The organism is Georgenia wangjunii, from assembly GCF_036421975.1.
GTDB classification, from domain to species: domain Bacteria; phylum Actinomycetota; class Actinomycetes; order Actinomycetales; family Actinomycetaceae; genus Georgenia_A; species Georgenia_A wangjunii.
The window spans coordinates 1-24,430 of the sequence record NZ_JAZGON010000012.1 but is presented as its reverse complement, the minus strand read 5'-3'; the positions used below and the strand labels follow the sequence as shown (position 1 = coordinate 24,430).

Below are 24,430 nucleotides of genomic sequence, written 5' to 3'. Positions count from 1 at the left end.
CGGCGCTACCGGCGGCGCCTCCCAGGTCTGCGCACGGGCGCCGTCGGCATAGGATTGCGCGATGGCAGAGGAGACGGTCACCGGCACTCAGCCGGCCGCTGACGACACGGTCGTCCCGGGGTCGCGAGTGCGCTCGCGCCTCGTGCGGCTCGGGGCCCGTGGTCACGCCTCGCCCGCGATCGAGCCGCTCCTGCGTGCCGTCCGCGCGAACCACCCGCGCTCGGACACCGCCGTCATCGAGCGCGCCTACCAGGTGGCCGAGAAGGCGCACCGGGGCCAGCTCCGCAAGAGCGGAGACCCGTACATCACGCACCCCGTGGCGGTGGCGACCATCCTCGCCGAGCTCGGGATGACGCCGCCGACCCTCGCGGCCGCACTCCTCCACGACACCGTCGAGGACACCGACTACCCGCTGCGCGACCTGCGCGCGGAGTTCGGCGACGAGATCGCCCTCCTCGTCGACGGCGTGACGAAGCTCGACAAGGTGACGTACGGCGAGGCCGCCGAGGCGGAGACGGTCCGCAAGATGGTCGTCGCCATGGCGCGCGACATCCGCGTCCTCGTCATCAAGCTCGCCGACCGGCTCCACAACGCCCGGACGTGGAAGTACGTCCCGGCCGCCTCCGCCGAGCGCAAGGCCCGGGAGACCCTCGAGATCTACGCACCCCTCGCGCACCGCCTCGGCATGAACACGATCAAGTGGGAGCTCGAGGACCTCTCCTTCGCCACGCTCTACCCCAAGGTCTACGAGGAGATCGTCCACCTCGTCGCCGAGCGCGCACCGGCGCGCGAGGAGTACCTCAAGAGCGTGAGCGCCCAGATCGAGACGGACCTGCGGACCAACAAGATCCGCGCCACGGTGACCGGCCGGCCGAAGCACTACTACTCGATCTACCAGAAGATGATCGTCCGGGGCCGCGACTTCGACGACATCTTCGACCTCGTCGGCGTGCGCATCCTCGTCGACTCGGTCCGCGACTGCTACGCCGTCCTCGGCACGATGCACGCCCGGTGGAACCCCCTGACGGGGCGCTTCAAGGACTACATCGCCATGCCGAAGTTCAACCTCTACCAGTCGTTGCACACGACCGTCGTCGGGCCGGGCGGCAAGCCGGTCGAGATCCAGATCCGCACGCACGACATGCACCGGCGGGCCGAGTACGGCGTGGCGGCGCACTGGAAGTACAAGCAGGCCGCGAAGGGTGCCCGCAACGAGGAGCCCTCGGGCGACACGGAGATGAGCTGGTTGCGCCAGCTCGTCGACTGGCAGCGGGAGACGGCCGACCCGGGGGAGTTCCTCGACTCGCTCCGCTTCGAGATCTCCGGCTCCCAGGTGTACGTCTTCACGCCGAAGGGCGACGTCATGGCGCTCGCGCCGGGCGCCACGCCGGTCGACTTCGCCTACGCCGTCCACACCGAGGTGGGGCACCGCACCGTCGGCGCGCGCGTCAACGGTCGGCTCGTGCCGCTGGAGTCGACGCTCGAGAACGGCGACACGGTCGAGATCTTTACGTCGAAGGCCGAGGGGGCCGGCCCGAGCCGGGACTGGCTCGGCTTCGTCACGAGCCCCCGGGCCCGGAACAAGATCCGCGCGTGGTTCACCAAGGAGCGCCGCGAGGAGGCGATCGAGGCCGGCAAGGCGCTCATCGCCAAGGCCATGCGCAAGCAGAACCTGCCGATCCAGCGGCTCATGTCGCACGAGTCGCTCACGGCGCTGGCCCACGACATGCGCTACGCCGACGTCTCGGCCCTCTACGCCGCCGTGGGCGAGAACCACGTCTCGGCGTCGAACGTCGTCCAGCGGCTCGTCCACACGATGGGCGGCGAGCAGGGCGCCGAGGAGGACCTCGCCGAGGCGACGATGCCGGGCGAGCAGCGGCCGCGCCTGCGGTCCGGGGACCCGGGGATCGTCGTCGAGGGCATGTCGGAGTCGGACGTGTGGGTCAAGCTCGCCCGCTGCTGCACGCCGGTCCCCGGCGACCCCGTCGTCGGGTTCGTCACCCGGGGGTCAGGTGTGTCCGTCCACCGCGCCGACTGCGGGAACCTCGACAGCCTCCGCGCCGAGCCAGAGCGCGTCGTGGGCGTCTCGTGGTCGCCGCACGGCCAGAGCACCTTCCTCGTCCAGATCCAGGTGGAGGCGCTCGACCGCTCGGGACTTCTCTCCGACGTCACGCGCGTCCTCTCGGACAACCACGTCAACATCTTGTCGGCCTCGGTGACGACGAGCCGGGACCGAGTCGCGCTGTCGAAGTTCGTCTTCGAGATGGCCGAGCCCTCGCACCTCGGGCACGTGCTCTCCAACGTCCGCCGCATCGACGGCGTCTTCGACGTCTACCGCCTCACGGGTGCACGCAGCGCCGACGTACCGGCGCGCGGCTAGGCACCGCCTCGCGGCGCGGCTAAGCACCGCCTCCCGGCACCGTCAGGGCCGCCGCGACGACGGCGCGGGCGCGCGCGGTGTACGCGTCGCGGGCGTGCCGGTCGAGGTCAGCCGTGACGTCGGCGACCGGGAGCCCGACGGCGGCGAGGGCGCGCAGGCGCGGCGCCGCGACGTCGAGCGGGCACCACCGGGCGAGGTCGACCGCGGTGCGCACCAGCGTCGTGACGAGGACGCCCCCGATGGTGACCGTCTCGCCGGGCTCGACGCGCTGCTGGTGCACCGTGAGCGTCGGCAGGTGCTCGCGCCGTCCCCGCGGGACGACGACCTCCGGGACGGCGGGTCGGTAGCAGCCCGTGTGGACCCAGACCGCCGAGGCCCGGGCGATCGCCGCGCCGGCGGGGACATCGGCGGCGAGGCTGGCGGCGCGGCCGTCCGGCCCGCGGACGAGGTCGGCCGCGGCGAACCGGTCACGTCCCGTGGGCAGGAGCAGCCCGTCGAGCCGTGCGACCCGCAGCGCCCGGTCCTGCGCCGTGACCGAGACGACGGGCTCGGGCGGGCGGGCGTGCAGCCAGGCCAGCGGGTGGGTCATCGCCCCAGGGTGCCGCCCGGGCCGGCAACGCAGCGACAGACCGGCCCGGGCATGTGGATGCCCGGGCCGGTGGTGCGCGTGTGGATACAGCCTCTCAGCGCGGCTACTCGGCGGAGCGCAGCACCTGGTCGAGCCACGCCTGACGGGCATCGAGCGCCTCGCGCGCACGAGCGACGGCACGCTCGTCCCCGCGTGCCTGCGCGTCCGCGACGTCCTTCTCGAGGGCGGTGATGGAGTCCTGCAGCTGGGCTGCCGCCCCCTCCGCGCGCGCCTTCTTCTCGGGGTCCGTCTGCTGCCAGCGCTGGTCGTCGGCGTCACGGACAGCCTGCTCGACAGCACGCATGCGGCCCTCGACGCGCTGGACGTCCGCGCGCGGCACCTTGCCGGCCTCCTCCCAGCGGTCCTGGATCGGGCGCAGTGCCGCCTTGGCGGCGGTCGGGTTCGTCACGGGCAGGAGGGCCTCGGCCTGCTCGAGCAGGGCGAGCTTGACCTCGAGGTTCTTCGAGTACTCGGCGTCCACCTGTGCGTTCTGCGCGTTGCGGGCGTCGAAGAAGACCTGCTGCGCGGCACGGAACCGCGCCCAGAGGGCGTCGTCGTCCTTGCGGTTCGCGCGCCCGGCCTGCTTCCACTCGTCCATGAGGCCGCGGTAGGCAGCCGAGGTGGCGCCCCAGTCGGTCGACGTGGACAGCGCCTCGGCGCGCTGGACCAGCTTCTCCTTGGCGGCCTTCGCCTCGCCCTGCGTGGCGTCGAGCTCGGCGAAGTACTGCCGGCGGTGGCGGTCGAAGGTCGTGCGGGCCTGCGAGAACCGCTTCCACAGCGAGTCCTCGCAGGGGCGGTCCAGACGGGGCCCGGAGCGTTGCGCCGCCTTCCACTGGTCGAGGAGCCCGCGGAGCTCCTCGCCGGTGGAGCGCCACTGGATCTTCGCCGGGTCGGTCGCCGCGATGGCCTCGGCCCGCTCGACGATCGCGGTGCGCTCGGCGAGCGCCTGGGCCTTGAGCGCCTCGCGCTCCGCGGCGAGCTCCTTACGACGCTCGGACGCCCGGCCACGCAGACCCTCGAGGCGCGCGCGGAGGCCGTCGATGTCGCCGACGGCGGTCGGCGCCTCGAGGGCGTCCCGGAGCGTGGTGATGGTCTGGTCGATCTCCTTGACGGCGAGCTGCGGCAGGCGCGCCTCGAAGAGCGCCACCTGGGCCTGGAGGTCGAGGAAGCGGCGCACGTAGAAGGCGAGCGCCTCCTCCGTGTCCGCGCCCGGGTACTGCCCCACGGTCCGCTCGCCGGTCGCCTCGCGGACCCACACGGTGCCGTCGGGGTCGACGCGCCCCCACGCGGCCGCCTCGGCGGCGTCGTGGGCGTCGACCGGCGGAACCGGCACGACCGGGGCCGCAGCGGCCCGGCGACCGGGCAGCGGCGGGCGGGGAGCGGGGCGGGGGACGGGCGTCGGCCGCGTGGACGGCGACGCCGGACCGGCGGCGGCGGCCGGCGGCTCGGGGGCAGCCTCCGCCTCTGCCACCGGTGCAGCGTCCGCGGCCGGCGGCTCGGCGGGCGTGGCGTCGGCGGGCGCCGGAACCTCGGCCTCGGGGGTGGCGGCCTCGACGGCGTCGGCCACGGGCTCGGGCTCGGTGTGCTCGGTCGGCGCCGGGGTGGCGTCGGCGGCGGGCGCCGCGGCCTCGGCCGGCTGCTCGGCGGGGACGGGGGCGTCCTCGGCCGGCTGCTCGGCGGGGACGGGGGCGTCCTCGGCCGGCTGCTCGGCGGGGACGGGGGCGTCCTCGGCCGGCTGCTCGGCGGGGACGGGGGCGTCCTCGGCCGGCACGACGTCCGCGGCCGGCTGCTCGGCGGGCGCGGAGTCCGCCGCCTGCTCGCTCGGCACAGGCGCTGCGTCGCCGGTCGGCTGGTCCGCGCTGGGAGCGGTGTCCTCGGTCGGCTGGTCCGCGCCGGGAGCGGCGTCCTGGGTCGGCTGCTCCGCGCTGGGAGCGGCGTCCTGGGTCGGCTGCTCCCCGCTGGGAGCGTCCGCCTCGGCCGGTGCGGCGGCCTCGTCGGTCGCAGCACTCGTGCCGTCGGCCACGTGCTCAGCGGAGGCACCGTCGTCAGCCGGCGCCTGCGCGGCCGGGGCGACGGCGGGGGCGTCGGCGCCCTCGTTCGCCGCCGGAGCAGCATCGGCCTGGCCGGCCGCGTCCGGCACGGACTCCTCCGTGACCGGTGCCTCCGGACGCTCCTCGCGGGGCGGCTGGGACTCGGCTGCGGCGGCGGGCACCTGCTGGTCGTCCTGGGGGTGCGACGTCGGCTCGGTCACTGGATGGTCACTCCTTCGATGGTGACGGGAAGTACGGGCTGCTCGCTGCCCGGGACGGTGCCCTGCGACCCCACCTGCTGGAGGATCTCGAGCCCCTCGGTGATGGTGCCGAAGACGGAGTAGCCACCGGCCTCGTCCGACGGGAGGGTCACGTCGGCGAAGACGAGGAAGAACTGGCTGCCCATGGACTCGCCGTTGTTGCCCTGGCGCGCCATGGCGAGGGTGCCGGCGGGGTAGAGGTCGCCCTCGGGGGCGTTCTCGACGGGCCCGAAGCTGTAGCCCGGGCCACCGGTGCCGGTCGCCGTCGGGTCACCGCACTGGAGGAGCGAGGTCGGCAGGAGGCGGTGGCACCCCGTGCCGTCGTAGAAGCCGTCGCGGGCGAGGCGGAGGAAGTTGGCGGTGGCCTGCGGTGCGGCGGCGCCGTCGAGCTCGATGCCGATGTCTCCGGCGCTCGTGCTGATCGTCACCTCCCACGTGCGGCCCTCGGCCTCGGCCGGGTCCGGCGCGGCGTCGTAGAGCTGCGGGTCCGTCGTCGGCAGCGGCTCGGGCGAGGCCGTCGCCTGCGGCTCGCTCGTCGAGCCGGGGTCGGTGGTCTCTCCGTCCGGCCGGTTGACGAGGATGAGCGCGATGACGATCCCGACGACGACGATGCCGGCGATGACGAGGGCGATCGTGCGTCGCTGGCGCTGGTGGACGCGTCGGCGCGCCTCCCACTTCTCGTGGCGGCGCCGTTCGTACTCGCGCTGCTGCTTCGTGCCCGGGGCCAACTGGACCTCCTCATGAGCGATGACGTGACGTACGCCACCGCGACGACTGATCGCGGGACAGTCTAGGCGGGCGCGGCCCCGCGCACTGCCGTCCCGGGCACGCAGAGGTCACAGGCTGGTCACGGCCTAGCCTGGAACGATGCTGCTCCTCACCGTCCAGGCCCCGGTGTTCGCCACGAACTGCTATCTCCTCGCCCCGGCGGAGGGCGGCGAGGCGCTCGTCATCGACCCCGGCGCCGGCTCCGCCGCCGCCGTGCGCCGCACCCTCGACGAGCACCGCCTCACCGTGTCCGGGGTGGTCGGGACCCACGGGCACCCGGACCACGTGTGGGACGCCGCCGAGGTGGCCGGTGATGCTCCCGTCTACCTCGGCGCGCCTGACCTGCCGCGCCTCGCGGACCCGGCCGGCGCGCTCGGTGCTCCGCTCGGGGCGATGTTCCGCTCCCTCACCGCCGGGCCGTGGCGGCGTCCGGCGCAGGGGTGGCCCCTGCCCGACGGCGGGCTCGCGCTGGCGGAGGGACTCGTGCTCGAGGCGGTGCCCGCCCCCGGGCACACGCCGGGCAGCACCGTCCTCGTCCTCCGTCTCCCGGACGCCCGGCCGAGCGGCGACGACGTGTCCCCGGCGGCGGCTGACGTCCTCGCGTTCACCGGCGACGTCCTCTTCGCGGGCTCGATCGGCCGGTGCGACCTGCCCGGCGGTGACCCCGCCGTCATGGGTGCGACCCTGCGGGTGCTCGCCGGTGCCCTGCCCGGCCGTACGCGCCTGCTGCCCGGGCACGGCCCCGCCACGACGATGGACGCCGAGCGAGCGACGAACCCGCACCTGCGCGCGGCCCTCGGCGCGGCGTAGCGACCGGACGTGGAGCCGCCCACGGGCCGGGCGCCTCGCACCAGAACCGCCGGTGATGGGAGGATCGGCCCCATGGCCCGCCCCACGCCCTTGTCCGGCTTCCCCGAATGGCTCCCCGCTGACCGCGCCGTCGAGGCGCACGTCCTCGACGTCCTGCGCCGCACCTTCGAGCTGCACGGGTTCGCGGGCATCGAGACGCGGGCCGTCGAGCCGGTCGAGGAGCTGCTCCGCAAGGGCGAGACCTCGAAGGAGGTGTACCTCGTCAGCCGCCTCCAGGAGGTGCACCCGGACGACGGCGGCGAGGACGTCTCGGCTGCGTCGGGCTCCGCCGCCGACCGCCGGCTCGGCCTCCACTTCGACCTCACCGTCCCGCTCGCCCGCTACGTGCTCGAGCACGCCGGCAAGCTCGCCTTCCCGTTCAAGCGCTACCAGATCCAGAAGGTGTGGCGCGGGGAGCGCCCCCAGGACGGCCGGTTCCGCGAGTTCATCCAGGCCGACGTCGACGTCGTCGGCGCGGACGCCCTCCCGTTCCACTACGAGGTCGAGCTGCCGCTCGTCATGGCCGAGGCGCTCGCCGCCCTCCCGATCCCGCCGGTGCGCATCGCCGTCAACAACCGCAAGATCGCCCAGGGCTTCTACGAGGGCATCGGGCTCGCCGACGTCGAGGGCACGCTGCGCACGATCGACAAGCTCGCGAAGATCGGCCCCGACGCGGTCGCCGAGCTCCTCGAGCACGAGGCTGGGGCGACGCCCGAGCAGGCGCGTGCCGCGCTCGAGCTCGCCTCGATCACCGGGGCCGACGCCTCGGTGGCCGAGCGCGTGCGGGCGCTCGGCGTCAGCACGGACCTCCTCGAGGAGGGCCTCGGTGAGCTCGTCAGCCTCGTCGCGGCCGCCGCCGAGCGCGTGCCGGGCGTCGTCGTCGCCGACCTGTCGATCGCCCGGGGCCTCGACTACTACACCGGCTCCGTCTACGAGACGACGCTCGTCGGGCACGAGGACCTCGGCTCCATCTGCTCCGGTGGGCGGTACGACTCCCTCGCCTCCGACGGCACGCGCACCTACCCCGGTGTGGGCCTGTCCATCGGCGTGAGCCGGCTCGTCGCCCGCATCCTCTCCGGGGGGCTCGCGCGCGCCACCCGCGCCGTGCCGACCGCCGTCCTCGTCGCCGTGACGAACGAGGACGGGCGCCGCGCGAGCGACCGTGTCGCGGCCGCGCTGCGCAGCCGCGGCATCCCCGCCGAGGTCGCCCCCAGCGCCGCGAAGTTCGGCAAGCAGATCAAGCACGCCGACCGGCGCGGCATCCCCTTCGTGTGGTTCCCCGGCGCCAGCGAGGACGGCGACGCCGTCAAGGACATCCGCTCCGGGGAGCAGGTGGGCGCGGACGCCGCGACGTGGAGCCCGCCCGCGGACGACGTGCGGCAGCGCGTCGTAGCAGCGGTACCGGACCAGGACGAACGATGAGCACGGTGCGCGGCGTCGAGCGGGAGTCCGCGGGCACGCCCGAGGTCGTCGCCGCGCTGCGCGCCCTGCGCGACCTGCTGCGCGAGGTGCGGCTGCCCCTCGACGTCGTCGGCGCCGAGGCGGCGCGGGCGCAGCGGACCGCCGTCGTCGACCAGCTCGACGACTACGTCATCCCGCGCTTCGACCAGCTCGACGCCCCGCTCCTCGCCGTCGTCGGCGGTTCGACGGGCGCCGGGAAGTCGACCCTCGTCAACTCGCTCGTGCGGACGGAGGTCTCGACGGCGTCGGCCATACGTCCGACGACGCGCCGGCCCGTGCTCGTCCACCACCCCGACGACGCCGCGTGGTTCACGAGCACGCGCATCCTCCCGCAGCTCGCCCGCGTGCGCGTCGGCCAGGAGGCCGCGTCCGTGGCGCCCGACGACGTGACCGACCGCTCGGCCCTCCAGACCGAGCTCGAGCTGCGCGCCGCCGTCAGCGTGCCCCGCGGCCTGGCGCTCCTCGATGCTCCCGACATCGACTCCGTCGTCTCGGAGAACCGGGTGCTCGCCGGCCAGCTCCTCGCCGCCGCGGACCTGTGGCTCTTCGTCACGACCGCCGCACGCTACGCCGACGCCGTGCCGTGGGCGCTCCTGCGCGAGGCGGCCGCGCGCCGCGTCGTCGTCGGTGTCGTGCTCGACCGTGTGCCGCCGGGTACCGCCGGGGACGTGCGCGCCGACCTCGCACGGCACCTCGAGGCCGAGGGCCTCGCGCACGCGCCGCTGTTCGTCGTCCCCGAGACGGCCCGGGACGCCCGGGGCATGCTCCCCGAGGGCGACGTCGAGCAGGTGCGGGCCTGGCTGGGCGGCCTCGCCCACGACGCGAGCTCGCGTGCCGCCGTCGCACGGCAGACGCTCCTCGGGGCCCTCCACGCCGCGCTGCGCCGTACCCACGACGTCTCCGACGGCGCCCGCGCGCAGGTGGACGCGGCCACCGCCCTGGCCGACCACGTCCACGGCGCCTACAACGAGGGCGTCGACCGGGTCATGGCCGCCACGGAGGACGGGACGCTCCTGCGTGGGGAGGTCCTCGCGCGCTGGCAGGAGTTCGTCGGCACGGGGGAGTGGTTCCGCGGGCTCGAGGCGTCGGTCGGACGGCTGCGCGACCGGGTGACGGGGTTCCTGCGCGGCCGGCCGGCCCCCGCCGCCCGCGTCGCGGAGGCCGTCGAGTCGGGCCTCGTCACCCTCGTCGTCGCCGAGGCCGAGCGCGCCGCGCAGGACGTGCGCCGCCGCTGGCGCAGCGACCCCGCCGGGCGCGACCTGCTGACGACCGAGGACGAGGCCGACGACGGCGAGCCGCCCGCCCAGGTGCGAGCCCGGCTCGCCGAGCGCGTCGAGACCGAGGTCCGCGCGTGGCAGCAGGGCATCCTCGAGCGGGTCCGCGAGGAGGGAGAGGACCGGCGCACGCGCGCGCGCATGCTCTCCCTCGGGGTCAACGTCTCGGGTGTCACGCTCATGCTCGTCGTCTTCGCCCTCTCGGGCGGCATCACCGGCGGTGAGCTCGGCGTCGCCGGCGGCACGGCGATCGTCGGGCAGAAGGTCCTCGAGATGGTCTTCGGCGACCAGGCGGTGCGCGACCTCGCCGAGGCCGCGCGGGTGGACCTGCGCGCGCGGACCGGACGGCTCTTCGCGGAGGAGGCCTACGCGCGCACCGGCCAGCTCGACCGGCTGCGGATCGACCGCGGCGCCCCGGACGCGCTCGACGACGCCGTCGAGCACGTCGTGGCCCGCCTCGCGGCCGCGGGGATGGCGCGGTGAGGCGCCGCACCTCGCGCGCCGCCGAGACCAGCCTCGAGTCGAGGCTCGAGAGCCTCGCGCACGCCGTCGAGCTCGCCGAGGGGCGCGTGGCGGCCGACGCCCTGGCGGTGGCCGGCGCCCTCATCGAGCGGTCCGCGGAGCGCCAGCGCATCGGCGTCGGCCTCACGGTCGCCGCGCTCCTCGGGGCGACGGGGTCCGGCAAGTCGAGCCTGCTCAACGCCGTCGTCGGCGCGGACCTCGCCCGCGTCGACGCACGGCGCCCGACGACGACCCAGCCCCTCGGCGTCGTGTGGGGCGAGGCGAGCGCGACCGAGCTCCTCGACTGGCTCGACGTGCCGGACCGCCTCGAGCGCGGGCACGACCCGCGCGGCCTCGACGGCCTCGTCCTCCTCGACCTCCCGGACATCGACTCGACGAGCGCGGCCAACCGCGCCGTCGCAGCGCGGCTCGCGCAGCGGGTCGACGCCCTCGTGTGGGTGCTCGACCCGCAGAAGTACGCCGACGGCGTCGTCCACGAGGAGTACCTCCAGGCGATGGCCGACCACGCCAGCGTCAGCGTCGTCGTCCTCAACCAGGTGGACCGCCTCGACCCGGGCGACGTGCCCGGCGTCGTCGACCACCTGCGCCGCCTGCTCGCGCAGGACGGGATGACCGGCGTCGAGGTGCTCCTCACCTCCGCGCGGGAGGGCACCGGCGTGGACGAGCTGACGCAGCGGCTGGCGACGGTCGCGGGGGCGGGGCGCGCGGCCCGCGACCGCCTGACGGCCGACGTCACGACCGCCGTCCGGACGATCGCCACGAGCAGCGGTGCCGACCTCAACGACGGGACGTCGGGAGAGGTGCCCGCGGAGGCGACGGAGGCGCTCACGAGCGCCGCGGCGCGCGCGGCGGGCGTGCCGACCGTGACGGCCGCCGTGCAGCGCGCGTACTCGCGGCGCGCCGCCCGGCACGTGGGGTGGCCCCCGGTGCGCTGGCTCGCCCGCCTGCGCCCCGACCCGCTGCGCCGCCTCCACCTCGAGGCGGGCGACGCGCCGACCTCGCTGCCGCCGGTCAGCGCCGCCCACTCCGCCGCCGTCACCGCCGGCGTGCACGACCTCGCGTGGTCGACCACCGGGCACCTGCCGGCGCAGTGGCGCGAGCGCGCGCTCACCGACGCCGAGGACGCCGTGCCGGGGCTCGTCGACGCCCTCGACCGCACCGTCGCCGGCACGGACCTGCGGCTCGGGCGCACGCCGGCGTGGTGGCGCGTGCTCGGCCTCCTCCAGGCCGTCCTCCTCACCGCGGCCATCGCCGGGGCCCTCTGGCTCGGCGCCCTCGCGGGAGCGGGGTACCTGCGGCTGCCGGTGCCGGAGACGCCCATGGCGGGGCGCGTCCCGTGGCCGACGGCGCTGCTGCTCGGCGGGGTCCTCGCCGGGGTCCTCCTCGCCGTCATCGGCCGGGTCCTCGCCCGGTGGGGGGCACGCCGGCGCGCCCGCGCCGCCCGGCGCGACCTCATGACGGGGGTCCGCGCGACCGTGGAGCGCTCCGTCGTCGTCCCGCTCGAGGCCGAGCTCGACCGCTACGCCGACTTCCGGACGGCGCTGCGGAGCGCGCGCGGCTGAGCCTCACCCCACGTTCACCCGCACACCCCTGTTCTCTGCCGGACGTCGCTCGTACGCTCGGGGCATGGACCTCATCCTCATCCCCGGCTTCTGGCTCGACGGCGCCTCGTGGGACGACGTCGCCGATCCGCTGCGCGCCGCGGGCCACACCGTCCACGCGCTCACCCTTCCGGGCCTGGAGTCGCGCGACGCCGACCGTGCGGGCATCGGGCTGCGCGACCACGTCGACGCCGTCGTCGCCGTCGTCGACTCGTTGCCCGGGCCGGTCGTCCTCGTCGGCCACAGCGGCGGCGGCGCGATCGCGCACGCCGTGGTCGACGCCCGGCCCCGGGCGGTGGCGCGGGTCGTCTACGTCGACAGCGGCCCCCTCGGCCACGGGGACGCCATCAACGCCGAGCTGCCCGCGGCCGGCGGCGAGGTCCCGCTGCCCGACTGGTCGGTCTTCGAGCCGGAGGACCTCACCGACCTCGACGAGGACCTGCGCGGCCGGTTCGCCGCGATGGCGGTCCCGCAGCCCGCGCGGGTGGCGAGCGACGCGCAGGTGCTCAGCGACGACGAGCGGCGCTACGACGTCCCGGTGACCGTCATCTGCTGCGAGTTCCCGAGCGAGCTCCTGCGCCAGTGGATGGACGCGGGCAACCCGTTCGCGGCTGAGCTCGCCCGCATCAAGGACGTCGAGATCGTCGACCTGCCCACGGGCCACTGGCCCCAGCTGACGCGACCGACGGAGCTCGCGGCGGCGATCCTCGCCGCCGTCGACCGCTGACCGGCGCCCCCAGGGACGACGACGCCCCCCGGCCAGGCGGCCGGGGGGCGTCGGTGACTCGGCTCAGCTCACCGGTGTCAGTGCGCGCTCGTGTGGTGCGGGCGGCGGCCGTCGCTCGGGCGCGAGGGGTGCTCGGCGCCGCGGCGCGTGTCGCGGCTCGGGGCCGCACCGGTGGTGCGGGGGCCGGAGTCCGGGCGGATCTTCAGCGGGCGGCCGGCGACGCGGGCGGCGCCGATCCGCCGCGTCGTCTCCGCGTCGATGTCCGCGCTGATCTCCACGAGCGAGAAGCTCGGGAAGATGTCGATCTTGCCGAGGTCCTTGCCGCGCAGGCCGCCCTCGCCGGTGATGGCGCCGACGATCGCGCCCGGCTGGACGCCGTCGCGGTGGCCGACCTCGACGCGGTAGCGGGTGCCGACGACGTCGCGGCGGCCGCCGCGCGCAGCCGAGCTCCGGGGGCCGGAGCGGGCTCCGCCGTCGCGGCCCTCCTCGAACCGGGCCTGGACGAACGAGCCGCTGTCGTCGTAGGACTCCTCGCGGCGCGGGCGTGCCTCGGCAGCGTCGTCGGCGTCGGTGCGCGGCGCGGGGCCGGCGTCGCCGATGGCGATGGCGAGGAGCGTGGCGGCCAGCTCGACCGGGTCCGTGCCGTGCTCGGCGACGTGGGCGCCGACGAGCTCGCGGTAGAGGTCGAGGCGGCCGACGGTGTGACGCTCCGGCGCCTTGCCGAGGAGCGTCTTGGCGCGATGGGCCGAGACGTCGGCGGGCGAGGGGATCGCCGCCTCCTCGAGCTTGGTGCCGGTGAGGCGCTCGATCTGTCCGAGGCTGCCACGCTCACGCGGGGTGAGGAAGGTGAGGGCCTCGCCGCTGCGACCCGCGCGGCCGGTGCGGCCGATGCGGTGGACGTAGCTCTCCGCCTCGCGGGGGACGTCGAAGTTGACGACGAGACCGATGCGCTCGACGTCGAGCCCGCGGGCCGCGACGTCGGTGGCGACGAGGACGTCGAGCGTGCCGGCGCGCAGGCGCTCGATGAGCTTCTCGCGCTCACGCTGGGCGACGTCACCGGAGATCGCGGCGGCCTGGATCCCACGGCCGGCGAGGTCGATGGCCACCTCGTCCGCGGCGGCCTTGGTCCGGACGAAGACGATGGCGGCGTCGGCGTCGGAGATGGACAGGACGCGGGCGAGCGCGCCGACCTTGTGCTTGTAGGGCACGACGGCGTACGTCTGGCGGACGGTCGAGACCGTCGAGGACGCACGCGAGACGGCGACGCGGACCGGGTCGTTGAGGTGCGTCGCGGCGACCTTCTTGATGGCGCCGGGCATCGTCGCGGAGAACAGTGCGGTGCGGCGGTCGGACGGGACGCGGGCGGCGATCTGCTCGACGTCCTCGGCGAAGCCCATGCGCAGCATCTCGTCGGCCTCGTCGAGGACGAGGAAGCGCACGCCGGACAGGTCGAGGCTGCCGCGCTCCATGAGGTCGATGACGCGGCCGGGGGTGCCGACGACGACCTGGACGCCCTCGCGCAGGCCCCGCAGCTGCGGGATGAAGCTCGAGCCGCCGTAGATCGACATGACGCGCAGCGACGGGGTCCGGGCCGCGAACGTGGCGATCGCGTCGCTCACCTGCATGGCGAGCTCGCGGGTCGGGGTGAGGACGAGGGCCTGGACGCCCTTGCGGCTGGCGTCGACCGCGGCGAGCAGCGGCAGGCCGAAGGCGGCCGTCTTGCCGGTGCCCGTCTGGGCGATGCCGACGACGTCGCGCCCGGCGAGCAGGCGCGGGATGGCCTCCGCCTGGATGTCGGTCGGGATGGTGAAGCCGAGGTCGAGGACCGCCTCGAGAAGGTGCTGCGGGAGGCCGAGGTCGGCGAACGTCGTCGCGGCGCTGATACCCGCGAAGTCACCGGTGTTGTCCTGGACGCTCGTGGCAGAGTCGTGCTGGGGCATGGTTGTGGTCACAGAGGAACCCGTCATTTGATGCGGAGTGGGGTGCGATCGCCAGGTTGGGCGAGGCACCATCCGCACAAGGGCCCCCACACATGCGCCAACATCCGCTCGGGGCCTGGTTCTGCGGTCTGTGCACTCCAGGAACCACCAGGTTACCGGTACGGGGCCCACGGGGCACAGGAGGAGGCCCGGTGACCTTGGGCACACGGCCCCGGCCGGCGGGGCAACTAGGATCGTCGCGCGCCCGCCCGTCTCGCGGTGCGCCCACCGATCCGGAAGGACCCACCGTGCTCCGCACCCACACCGCAGGCTCCCTGCGCGCCAGCGACACCGGCGCCACCGTCACCCTCACCGGGTGGGTGGACCGCCGGCGAGACCACGGGGGGGTCGCATTCATCGACCTGCGCGACGCCTCGGGCATCGCCCAGGTCGTCATCCGCGACGAGGAGGTCGCCCACGAGCTCCGCAGCGAGTTCGTCCTCCAGGTGACGGGCGAGGTGGCCGCCCGCCCCGAGGGCAACGCCAACCCGAACCTTCCCACGGGGGACATCGAGCTCATCGCGAGCGACGTCGTCGTCCTCAACACGGCCGCGCCGCTGCCGTTCCAGGTGTCCGCGCACGCGGAGGACGCCGGCCAGGTCGGCGAGGAGGCGCGACTCAAGCACCGCTACCTCGACCTGCGCCGCCAGGGCCCCGCGCACGCGCTGCGCCTGCGCGCCAAGGCGAACGCCGCCGCGCGGCGGGTCCTCGACGCGAAGGAGTTCGTCGAGATCGAGACGCCGACGCTCACGCGGTCGACCCCCGAGGGGGCCCGTGACTTCCTCGTCCCGGCGCGCCTCGCGCCCGGCTCCTGGTACGCCCTGCCGCAGTCGCCCCAGCTGTTCAAGCAGCTCCTCATGGTGGCCGGCATGGAGCGCTACTACCAGATCGCCCGCTGCTACCGCGACGAGGACTTCCGCGCGGACCGCCAGCCCGAGTTCACTCAGCTCGACGTCGAGATGAGCTTCGTCGAGCAGGACGACGTCATCGGTGTCGCCGAGGAGGTCCTCACCGAGCTGTGGTCGCTCATCGACGTCGCGATCCCGCGCCCGATCGAGCGCATCACCTTCGCCGACGCCATGGAGAGGTACGGCACCGACAAGCCCGACCTGCGCTTCGGCCTCGAGCTCACCGACCTCACCGAGTACTTCGCCGGTACCCCGTTCCGCGTGTTCCAGAACCCCTACGTCGGGGCCGTCGTCATGCCGGGCGGGGCCGCGCAGCCGCGCCGGGCGTTCGACGCGTGGCAGGAGTGGGCGAAGCAGCGCGGCGCCAAGGGCCTCGCCTACGTGACGATCGCCGAGGACGGCACCCTCGGCGGGCCGGTCGCGAAGAACATCTCCGAGGCCGAGCGCGCGGGCCTCGCCGCCGCCGTCGGCGCCCAGCCCGGCGACTGCGTCTTCTTCGCCGCCGGCAAGCCGAACGAGGCGCGTTCGCTCCTCGGCGCGGCGCGCCTCGAGATCGGGCGCCGCCAGGGCCTCATCGATGAGAGTGCCTGGTCGTTCGTGTGGGTCGTCGATGCGCCGCTGTTCAAGCCCACGGGAGAGGACGACGACGTGGCCGTCGGCTCCGGGTCGTGGACGGCCGTCCACCACGCCTTCACGTCGCCGACGCCGGAGTGGATCGACCGCTTCGAGGAGGCACCGGGCGAGGCGCTCGCCTACGCCTACGACATCGTCTGCAACGGCAACGAGATCGGCGGCGGGTCGATCCGTATCCACCGCCGTGACGTCCAGGAGCGCGTCTTCGCGGTCATGGGGATCGACGAGGAGCAGGCCCAGGAGAAGTTCGGGTTCCTCCTCGAGGCCTTCGCCTACGGAGCGCCGCCGCACGGCGGGATCGCGTTCGGCTGGGACCGGATCGTCGCCCTCCTCACGGGGGCGGACTCGATCCGCGACGTCATCGCGTTCCCCAAGTCCGGCGGCGGCTACGACCCGCTGACGCACGCACCGGCACCGATCACGCCGGAGCAGCGCCGCGAGGCGGGCGTGGACGCGAAGCCGAAGAAGCCCGCGCAGGACTGACCCGACGATGGTGGTCGGGCAGGGCACCGACGTACACGCGCTGCTCGACCGGTGGCCGTTCTGGCACGCGAACGCCTTCCGCTGGCCCGTCCGGCGGGTGTGGGGGGACGCGGCCGGGACGGCCGCGCTGGTCGAGGTCGGCGACGCCGCCATGCTCGTCGGCCTCGGCGCCCCGGCCGCCCTCGCCGGCGTCATCTCGGCCGCCGACGACCTGCCCCCGCAGCCGGGGCACACGATGCTCACGCGTGGCACGTGGGCCCACGTCGCCCCCGCGGCCCGCGAGCACCTCGGCCTGGCGCCGGCGCGGGGGTGGGACTGGCTCGTGTGCGCGGCGGTCCCGCCGGCGCAGCCGGGGGAGGAGCGCGTCGAGCTCCTCACCGGCACCGACCGGCTCGCGCGGGTCTCCCGCGTGCTCGGGGTCGCGTACCCCGAGCGCGGGCCGCGCCGCGACGACGCGGAGAAGGCCTGGTGGGGCTGGGCCGGTGACGACGGCTCGCTCGGCGGGGTCGGCGCCGCCACGGCCCCGGAGCCGAGCGGCGCGGGGGAGGTCCACCTCTCCTCGATCGCCGTCCTGCCGCAGCTCCGCCGCCGCGGCGCCGGGGCGGCGCTGACGGCCCGCCTCACGCGGTGGGGTCTCGAGCGCGGTTCCTACGTCCACCTCGGCATGTGGGCGGACAACGACGGCGCCCGCAGGGTGTACGAGCGGCTCGGCTACGCCGTCGGCCACGAGGTGGAGAACCTCGCCGGGGTGTGAGCTGACCCGCTCGCCCCCACCTCGCCGTGACGCGCTCGCACCAACCCTCTCGTGATCGTGCTGAAGTGCCGGGAAGCACCCGCAAGGCGGACGCCCCCCGCGACCCCCTCGTGATCATGCAGAAGTGCCGGGCAGCGGCCGGCTCAGGGGTGCGCCGCGGCACCTCAGTGCGCGATGGCGAACCGGTCGTGGAGGCGGCGCAGCGGCGCCGGCGCCCACCAGTTCCACTTCCCGAGCAGCGTCATCGTCGCCGGCACGAGGAGGAGGCGCACGAGGGTGGCGTCGATGAGGACGGTGACGGCGAGCGCGACGCCCACCTGCTTGATGATGACGAGCTCGCCGGCCGCGAAGCCCGCGAAGACGGCGATGATGATCGCGGCCGCCGAGGTGATGATCCGGCCCATGAGCTGCAGGCCGCGCTCGACCGCGACGTCGTTGTCCATCCCCGCGTCCCAGAACTCCTTGATGCGGGTGAGGAGGAAGACCTCGTAGTCCATCGCGAGGCCGAACCCGAACGTGATGATGAGCGGGACGACCGTCGCCTCGAGGCCGGCGACCGGCTCGAAACCGAGGACGCCCGCGAGGTTCCCCTCGATGAATATCCACACCGTGATGCCGAGCGACGCGGCGAGGGAGAGCGCGTTCGTGACCAGCGCCTTGACCGGGACGAGGACGGAGCCGGTCATGAGGAAGAGCAGGACGAGGACCGCCGCCGCGACGAAGAGGACGACCCACGGCATGCCGTCGACGAGCGCGTCGATGAAGTCCTTCTGCGTCGCGGCCTGCCCGGTCACCCACGCCTGGGCAGCGGGGTCGAGCGCCCGGATCGCGGTGACGAGCGCGCCGGCCTCGTCGCCGCCCGGGTCGTCGGTCTCGAGGAAGACGCCCAGCGTCACGTAGTCCCCGACCGGCGCCGGATCGCCGACGTCGGTGACGCCGTCGAGCGCCGCGACGGCAGCGGCGAGGTCGGTGGCGCCGTCCGGCGTGCCCGCGCTGACGACGACGATCTCCGGCGCCTGCGCCGCGGGGTAGTCCTCGACGACGGCGGCGATGAAGTCGCGCTGGTCGGAGTCCTCGGGGACGAGGTCGAGGCCGGAGGAGCGCATGTCGAAGCCGCGCAGCGGGCTGGCGAGGACGACGAGGACGGCGAGGACCCCGATGAGGACCGGCCACGGCCGCGCGTGGACGAACCGGGCGATGCGGGAGAAGACGCCGACCTCCGGGGCGACGTCCCCCATGCGGCCGACCACCCGGCGCACCCCGGGCACGCGGGCGAGCAGGGCGGGGCGGTCGAGGCGGCGGCCGAGGAGGACGAGCAGCGCCGGCACGAGCGTGATCGAGGCGAGGAGGGCGAGCACGACGATCGTCACCCCGGCGGCCGTCAGCGCGCGCATGAGGTCCGGCGTCATGAAGACCATGCCGAAGACGGCGAGCGCGATGGTCACGGCCGAGAAGGCGACGGTGCGACCGGCCGTCGCGAGCGTGCGGGTCATGGCGGCGGTGATGACCGGGTCGCTGCCGGCGCGCGTGCGCCGCCGACGTCGGGGGTTGCGGTCGGCAGGGGGCTCCGCCGCGAGCGCCGTGCGCAGCTCCTCGCGGTAACGGGAGACGACGAGGAGGCCGTAGTCGACGGACAGCCCGAGGCCGATGACCGTGAGCACGTTGATCATGTAGGAGTCGATGTCCATGACGTGCGTGAACCCGAGCAGCGCACCGAGGCCGATGACGATCGAGGCCACGGCGCCGGCGAGCGGCATGCTCGCGGCGAGGAACCCGCCGAAGACGACGACCATGAGCAGGAGCGCGAGCGGCAGGGCGACGAGCTCGCCCCGGATGAGGTCCTCCTCGACCTGGCCGACGATCGCGTCGGCGATGAGAGTGGGGGAGGACGTGAGCGCGACGACGTCGCCCGGCACGTCGGCGAGCTCGGACGGCACCTGGGCGAGCCGCTCGACGACGGCGTCGTGCGCCTCGCCCGCGGCTGGGCCCTCGAGGTCCTCGAGCACGACCGAGAGGAGGAAGCCGTCCTGGTCCTGGGCGACGAGGGAGGCCGCGGCGGGGTGGGCGAGCCCGTCGGGCAGGACGAACGCGCTGACGACCTGCTCGACGCCGTCGATGTCGGTGAGCTCGGCGTGGGCCGGGGCGAGCGCCTCGCCGACCGCCGCGGCGACCTCGGGGTCGGCGAGGTCGACACCCTCGACGAGGTAGCTGATCTCCTCCCCGCCGGCGCTCGCGTCCGCGATGATCTGCGAGCCCCGCTCGCTGTCCGAGCCCGGGGCGCCCGGCTCACCGGTCTGCAGCCTGGCGAACAGGCCCTCGTTCCCGACCGCGCCGAGCGCGAGGAGCAGGGACGCCACGGTCAGGGCGAGCCAGCCGAGCGCGGTGGTCCGGGGGTGGCGGGCCACGAGACGCCCGAGATGGTCGAACACGGCCGCCATCCTCGCACCGCGCCGGGATGAGCGCCCCAGCGCGGCCCGCCCGCTCTGAGGACCACCGAGCGCGGGGGACCACCACCCGACGCGTGCGCGGGAGGCGGGCGGGGCGCGGTACGCCCGTGACGGTGCCCGCCGCCGGCGGCACGCGCGCCGTCGAGTTGCCCAGCGCCTCCCGCGGTGCCCGGGCACGCGGTAGCGTCCCTTCGTCCGCACCCCGCACCCCGCACCCCGCGGCCCCGCTTCCCGGGCCGCCCGCCCGCGCCAGACGCAGGAGCCGTCGATGACCCGAGTCGAGCTGCGCGAGCAGCGACCCGAGGACGCCGCGGCCGTCGCGGTGCTCGACAACCTCGCACCGGACGGTGGGATGATCTCCTTCGGCTGGGAGCTGCACGTCCCGGACCTCCAGACGACGGCGGGGCAGCACGAGCACTGCGTCGGCGTCGTCGCCGTCCTGCACGGGTCCGGGGAGGTCGTCGGGCACGCGAAGCTGAGCACGGGCCGGTGCCGCGTCGGGGGCAGGGAGCTGCCCTACGCCCTCCTCGGCGCACTGTCGGTGCACCCGGACCACCGCCGACAGGGCATCGCGCGCGCCCTCGCGCAGTGGCGCATCGACCGGGCTCGGGACCGGTTCGGCCCGGACGTCGTCGTCGTCGCGGAGATCCAGAGCGGCAACGCGGCGTCGCTCGCCAGCGCCCGTACGTGGGCGACGCAGCTCGTCGGCCGGGCGGTCGTCGCTCCGATGCCGATGCGCGTGCGCCCGCCCCGGCGGGACCCGGCCCTCGAGGTCCGCGCGGCGCTCCCCGGCGACCTTCCGGAGGTCGCCGCGCGCCTGACGGAGTTCACCCACGGCATGGAGCTCGCACGGCTCCACTCCGCCGAGTCGCTGGGCGCGTGGCTGGCGAGCAGCCCGCTGGCCGAGCCGGTCAACCACTACGCCGTTGCCACCGACACGTCGGGGCGGCTCCTCGCCGGCATGGGGCTGCGGGAGGAGGGGCGGCTGCGCTCGATGCGCGTCGTGCGGATGCCGGCGGCGCTGCGGGCGGCGAACCGGCTCCTGCGGATCGTGCCACCGGGCGGCGTCATGCGGAACGTCCTCACCGACAAGGTCTGGTACGCGCCGGGCCACGGGCGCGCGGCGCGCTACCTGTGGGAGACCACCCGCTGGCGGATGCGCGGGAGCGGCACGACCGTCGTCGCGACGTACGACCCGCGTGGACCCTTGCGTGACGCGCTGTCCAGCCCGCCGTGGTTCCCGACGACGTCGTTCACCCTCGCCGTGCGCTCACCGGTCCCGCTCGACCCCACCCGGGTCATCGACCCGCCGCCCTGACGCCGGCGGCCACGCCCCGCGGCGGACCCCGTCCGGCGACGGCCCTCCGGTCGGGCGGGCCTGTCGGGCTGCGTAGGCTCGGGTCGTGGATCTCTTCGAGGCGGCGGGCGCCGACAACGCCGGCGTGCCGGCCGTACGTGCCGGGGCGCCGCTCGCCGTGCGCATGCGCCCGGCCGACGTGGGCGAGGTCCTCGGCCAGTCGCACCTCCTCGAGCCGGGCTCGCCCCTGCGCCGCCTCGTCGACCCCGAGACGGACTCCCGGATCGCCCCCTCGTCGGTCATCCTCTGGGGCCCGCCGGGGACGGGCAAGACGACGCTCGCCTACCTCGTCGCGCACGGCTCGAACCGGCGTTTCGTCGAGCTCTCGGCGGTCACCGCCGGCGTCAAGGACGTCCGTGCCGTCGTCGACGACGCGCGCCGCCGCCTCGTGACCGGCGCCGGTGAGACGGTCCTGTTCATCGACGAGGTCCACCGCTTCTCCAAGTCCCAGCAGGATGCCCTCCTGCCGTCGGTGGAGAACCGGTGGGTCACCCTCGTCGCGGCGACGACGGAGAACCCCAGCTTCTCCGTCATCTCGCCGCTGCTCTCGCGGTCCCTCCTCCTCACGCTGCGTCCCCTCGCCGAGGACGACGTGCGCACGCTCGTCCGGCGCGCGCTCGTCGACGAGCGCGGCCTCGGTGGCTCGCTCGAGATGGAGGACGACGCCGAGGACCACCTCATCCGGCTCGCCGGGGCCGACGCCCGCAAGGCGCTCACGGTGCTCGAGGCGGCGGCCGGCACGGCGAGCTCGGGCGGCGCGGACCGCATCACCCTCGAGGCGGTCGAGCGCGCCGTCGACGTCGCCGCCGTGCGCTACGACCGCGCGGGCGACCAGCACTACGACGTGACGAGCGCCTTCATCAAGTCGATGCGCGGCTCCGACGTCGATGCGGCGCTCCACTACCTCGCGCGCATGGTCGTGGCGGGGGAGGACCCGCGGTTCATCGCCCGGCGGATCGTCATCTCCGCGGCGGAGGACGTCGGCATGGCCGACCCGTCGGCCCTGCAGACGGCCGTCGCCGCGGCCCAGGCTGTCGCACTCATCGGCATGCCCGAGGCGCAGCTCGTGCTCGCCGAAGCGGTGGTCCACATCGCGACGGCGCCCAAGTCGAACGCCGCGTACAAGGCGATCGGCGCCGCCATCGCCGACGTCCGCGCCGGCAAGGCGGGCCCGGTCCCGCCGCACCTGCGCGACGCGCACTACGCGGGCGCCGCCGGGCACGGACACGGCGAGGGCTACCGGTACAGCCACGACTACCCCCACGGGATCGCGGCGCAGCAGTACGCCCCCGACGAGCTCGCCGGCGCCCGCTACTACGAGCCGACCACCCACGGCCACGAGCGCGACGTCGCCGCTCGCCTCGAACGGGTCCGCCAGATCCTGCGCGGCACCTGACAGCCGCATCGAGGGCGCGGGCGCGGGAGCCGCGAGGAACGAGCGGCCGATGGAAGACCCGGCACGCCGTCGCCCCGCCCGGGCTCCAGCCGGCCCGACGAAGGCCCCGCTGCGCCCTGCTAGACTTTCCCGGTTGCCCTGCGCCGAGCGCGGGCAACCACCTGGGGTCTTGGCCACGATGGTCGGCCCCACGCCGGCGGCAGTCGCCTGCAGGCGTGACATCCACATGACAGGAAGAACACGTTGAGCAAGAACAACCAGAGTCGTTCGCGCCGCCAGGTGCGGCTGTCCCGTGCGCTCGGGATCGCCCTCACCCCCAAGGCCGTCAAGTACTTCGAGAAGCGTCCCTACCCGCCGGGCGAGCACGGCCGCGCCCGCCGTCGCACCGAGTCGGACTACGCGGTGCGTCTCAAGGAGAAGCAGCGTCTGCGCGCCCAGTACGGCCTGCGCGAGGTGCAGATCCAGCGCACCTTCGAGGAGGCCCGTCGCGAGTCCGGCATGACCGGTGAGTCGCTCGTCGAGCTCCTCGAGATGCGTCTCGACGCCCTCGTCCTGCGCTCCGGCTTCGCCCGGACGATCGCCCAGGCCCGCCAGGCCGTCGTGCACCGTCACATCCTCGTCGACGGCCAGCTCGTCGACCGCCCCTCGTTCCGCGTCAAGGTCGGCCAGGTCATCCAGGTCAAGCCGAAGAGCCAGACGATGACGCCGTTCCAGGTCGCCGCTGCCGGCGCCCACCGCGACGTCCTGCCGATCGTCCCGGCGTACCTCGACGTCCAGGTCGAGAAGCTCCGCGCCGAGCTCGTCCGTCGCCCGAAGCGTGAAGAGGTGCCCGTCACCTGCGACGTGCAGCTCGTCGTCGAGTACTACTCGCGCTGATGTCACCGGGGCCGCCTGCCGGCTCCGCTCCACGCGCCCCGGGCGCCGGCTCAGCCGGTTCCCGGGGCGTCGTCGTTCACCGGTAGCCTCATCCAGCAGCCACGCGCAGCCGCGTCGGGCCTACCGCAGGGAGAAGGAATCCGAATGCCAGTCGGTGACATCGCCGGGATCATCGCCGCGCTCGCCTTCGTCGCGCTCGTGGCGCTGCTCGCCGTCCCGCTCATCAAGCTCGGCCGCGTGCTGGACGAGGCGCGCACGTCGGTGCGCGAGCTCACGGCCCACACCCTCCCCGTCGTCGACGAGGCAGCGGCGACCATCGCGTCGAGCAACGCCCAGATCGCCAAGGTGGACGCGGTGACGACGGCCGCGGCCGAGGTCTCGCAGAACGTCTCGGCCGTGACGACGCTCGTCTCCGCCACGATCGGGGCGCCCCTCATCAAGGTCGCGTCCTTCAGCTACGCCGTGCGCCGCCTGCTCAGCCCCGGCCGGGACGCCTGACGTGCGGCGCACGACGATGCTCGCCCTCGGCGTCACCGTCCTCGGTGCGGCCGCGCTCGTCGCCCTCGCCGTCCCGGCGGCGGGCGGCGGCGTCGGCCGCGCCCTCTCCGGCCTGACGGCGGAGGCCCGGCGGCGCGTGGCCGCGTTCCGCACGGACATGGCCGTGCGGGAGAGCGAGCTGCGCTCCGGGCTCCTGCCCTCCGAGCCCGACGTCGCCGCAGCCCGTGCCCACCGCGCCGCCTCCGCGGCGTCCCCGGACGTGGCGGCGCCGCAGGCCTGGCGGACGACGGGAGCCACCTCCCCCGCGGGTTCCGCGAGCGGCGCCACCAGCGCCGACGGCGTGCCGGCGTCCCCGGCAGACCGGTCCACCACCGCGTACCCCGCAGCGCCCCCGCCGACGACGCGGCCGTAGCCGCCGCAGCCGCACCGCCCACGCAGGCCCGCGCACGACGCCCGGCCCGCACCGACACCACGATTGCCCGAGGACCCATGCGCACCGCCGAGATCCGCAGCCGCTGGCTCGACTACTTCGCCGCCCGCGACCACACCGTCGTGCCGAGCGTCCCGCTCGTCTCGCCCGACCCGTCGATCCTCTTCAC

Annotated in this window: 19 protein-coding genes; 14 read left to right on the top strand and 5 right to left on the bottom strand. The window is 75.0% G+C overall.

What is annotated here, in order from left to right; translation table 11 throughout:
* Positions 1–61: 61 nt before the first annotated feature.
* A complete protein-coding gene (locus V2J63_RS14415) occupies positions 62–2,380 on the top strand; it encodes a RelA/SpoT family protein (RefSeq protein WP_331231686.1) in 2,319 nt (772 codons plus the stop codon).
* A gap of 19 nt (positions 2,381–2,399) precedes the next feature.
* Here the strand turns inward: V2J63_RS14415 and V2J63_RS14410 are convergent, their stop codons facing one another.
* The 3 genes from V2J63_RS14410 to V2J63_RS14400 form a co-directional block, all read right to left on the bottom strand.
* A complete protein-coding gene (locus V2J63_RS14410; RefSeq protein WP_331231685.1) occupies positions 2,400–2,969 on the bottom strand; it encodes a hypothetical protein in 570 nt (189 codons plus the stop codon).
* A gap of 103 nt (positions 2,970–3,072) precedes the next feature.
* Positions 3,073–5,259, bottom strand: coding sequence for a DUF349 domain-containing protein (locus V2J63_RS14405; protein WP_331231684.1), 2,187 nt, complete (start codon positions 5,257–5,259; stop codon positions 3,073–3,075).
* Positions 5,256–6,026 (bottom strand): peptidylprolyl isomerase, encoded by a 771-nt coding sequence (locus V2J63_RS14400; protein WP_331231683.1) that lies wholly within the window; start codon positions 6,024–6,026, stop codon positions 5,256–5,258. The genes V2J63_RS14405 and V2J63_RS14400 overlap by 4 nt, the downstream gene beginning before the upstream one ends.
* A gap of 139 nt (positions 6,027–6,165) precedes the next feature.
* Between V2J63_RS14400 and V2J63_RS14395 the strand changes: the two genes are divergently transcribed.
* The 5 genes from V2J63_RS14395 to V2J63_RS14375 all read left to right on the top strand — a co-directional run bounded on the left by V2J63_RS14395 (position 6,166) and on the right by V2J63_RS14375 (position 12,500).
* The gene (locus tag V2J63_RS14395; protein ID WP_331231682.1) at positions 6,166–6,876 is read left to right on the top strand and encodes an MBL fold metallo-hydrolase; all 711 of its coding nucleotides are present in this window, start codon (positions 6,166–6,168) and stop codon (positions 6,874–6,876) included.
* Positions 6,877–6,948: 72 nt separating this feature from the next.
* Positions 6,949–8,337 (top strand): histidine--tRNA ligase, encoded by a 1,389-nt coding sequence (hisS, locus tag V2J63_RS14390; protein ID WP_331231681.1) that lies wholly within the window; start codon positions 6,949–6,951, stop codon positions 8,335–8,337.
* A complete protein-coding gene (locus V2J63_RS14385; protein ID WP_331231680.1) occupies positions 8,334–10,133 on the top strand; it encodes a dynamin family protein in 1,800 nt (599 codons plus the stop codon). The genes hisS and V2J63_RS14385 overlap by 4 nt, the downstream gene beginning before the upstream one ends.
* Positions 10,130–11,734 carry a GTPase gene (locus V2J63_RS14380; RefSeq protein ID WP_331231679.1) on the top strand — a complete coding sequence of 535 codons (1,605 nt, stop codon included), beginning with the start codon at positions 10,130–10,132 and terminating at the stop codon, positions 11,732–11,734. Before V2J63_RS14385 ends, V2J63_RS14380 begins: the two co-directional genes overlap by 4 nt.
* A gap of 64 nt (positions 11,735–11,798) precedes the next feature.
* Positions 11,799–12,500: an alpha/beta fold hydrolase gene (locus tag V2J63_RS14375; protein WP_331231678.1), complete on the top strand. Its 702-nt coding sequence runs from the start codon at positions 11,799–11,801 to the stop codon at positions 12,498–12,500.
* Between the two features lie 77 nt (positions 12,501–12,577).
* Here the strand turns inward: V2J63_RS14375 and V2J63_RS14370 are convergent, their stop codons facing one another.
* Positions 12,578–14,467: a DEAD/DEAH box helicase gene (locus tag V2J63_RS14370; protein WP_491062243.1), complete on the bottom strand. Its 1,890-nt coding sequence runs from the start codon at positions 14,465–14,467 to the stop codon at positions 12,578–12,580.
* Positions 14,468–14,727: 260 nt separating this feature from the next.
* Between V2J63_RS14370 and aspS the strand changes: the two genes are divergently transcribed.
* Together aspS and V2J63_RS14360 are read left to right on the top strand one after the other, a co-directional pair.
* Entirely contained in the window at positions 14,728–16,503 is a 1,776-nt protein-coding gene (gene aspS, locus V2J63_RS14365; RefSeq protein WP_331231677.1) for an aspartate--tRNA ligase, read from the top strand.
* A gap of 7 nt (positions 16,504–16,510) precedes the next feature.
* Complete coding sequence (locus V2J63_RS14360) at positions 16,511–17,257, top strand: GNAT family N-acetyltransferase (RefSeq protein WP_331231676.1); 747 nt, start codon at positions 16,511–16,513, stop codon at positions 17,255–17,257.
* Positions 17,258–17,421: 164 nt separating this feature from the next.
* Here the strand turns inward: V2J63_RS14360 and V2J63_RS14355 are convergent, their stop codons facing one another.
* Complete coding sequence (locus V2J63_RS14355; protein WP_331231675.1) at positions 17,422–19,695, bottom strand: MMPL family transporter; 2,274 nt, start codon at positions 19,693–19,695, stop codon at positions 17,422–17,424.
* Between the two features lie 277 nt (positions 19,696–19,972).
* Between V2J63_RS14355 and V2J63_RS14350 the strand changes: the two genes are divergently transcribed.
* The 6 genes from V2J63_RS14350 to V2J63_RS15835 all read left to right on the top strand — a co-directional run.
* Entirely contained in the window at positions 19,973–21,022 is a 1,050-nt protein-coding gene (locus V2J63_RS14350; protein WP_331231674.1) for a GNAT family N-acetyltransferase, read from the top strand.
* An 85-nt stretch (positions 21,023–21,107) separates the two neighbouring features.
* Positions 21,108–22,457: a replication-associated recombination protein A gene (locus tag V2J63_RS14345; protein ID WP_331231673.1), complete on the top strand. Its 1,350-nt coding sequence runs from the start codon at positions 21,108–21,110 to the stop codon at positions 22,455–22,457.
* Between the two features lie 243 nt (positions 22,458–22,700).
* A complete protein-coding gene (gene rpsD, locus V2J63_RS14340) occupies positions 22,701–23,333 on the top strand; it encodes a 30S ribosomal protein S4 (protein WP_331231672.1) in 633 nt (210 codons plus the stop codon).
* 144 nt (positions 23,334–23,477) lie between these two features.
* Positions 23,478–23,831, top strand: a complete 354-nt coding sequence (locus tag V2J63_RS14335; RefSeq protein ID WP_331231671.1) for a DUF948 domain-containing protein — start codon at positions 23,478–23,480, stop codon at positions 23,829–23,831.
* A 1-nt stretch (position 23,832) separates the two neighbouring features.
* Positions 23,833–24,243, top strand: coding sequence for a hypothetical protein (locus tag V2J63_RS14330; protein WP_331231670.1), 411 nt, complete (start codon positions 23,833–23,835; stop codon positions 24,241–24,243).
* Between the two features lie 77 nt (positions 24,244–24,320).
* A partial coding sequence (locus V2J63_RS15835; protein ID WP_434056304.1) for an alanine--tRNA ligase-related protein occupies positions 24,321–24,430 on the top strand: 110 nt, incomplete at its 3' end.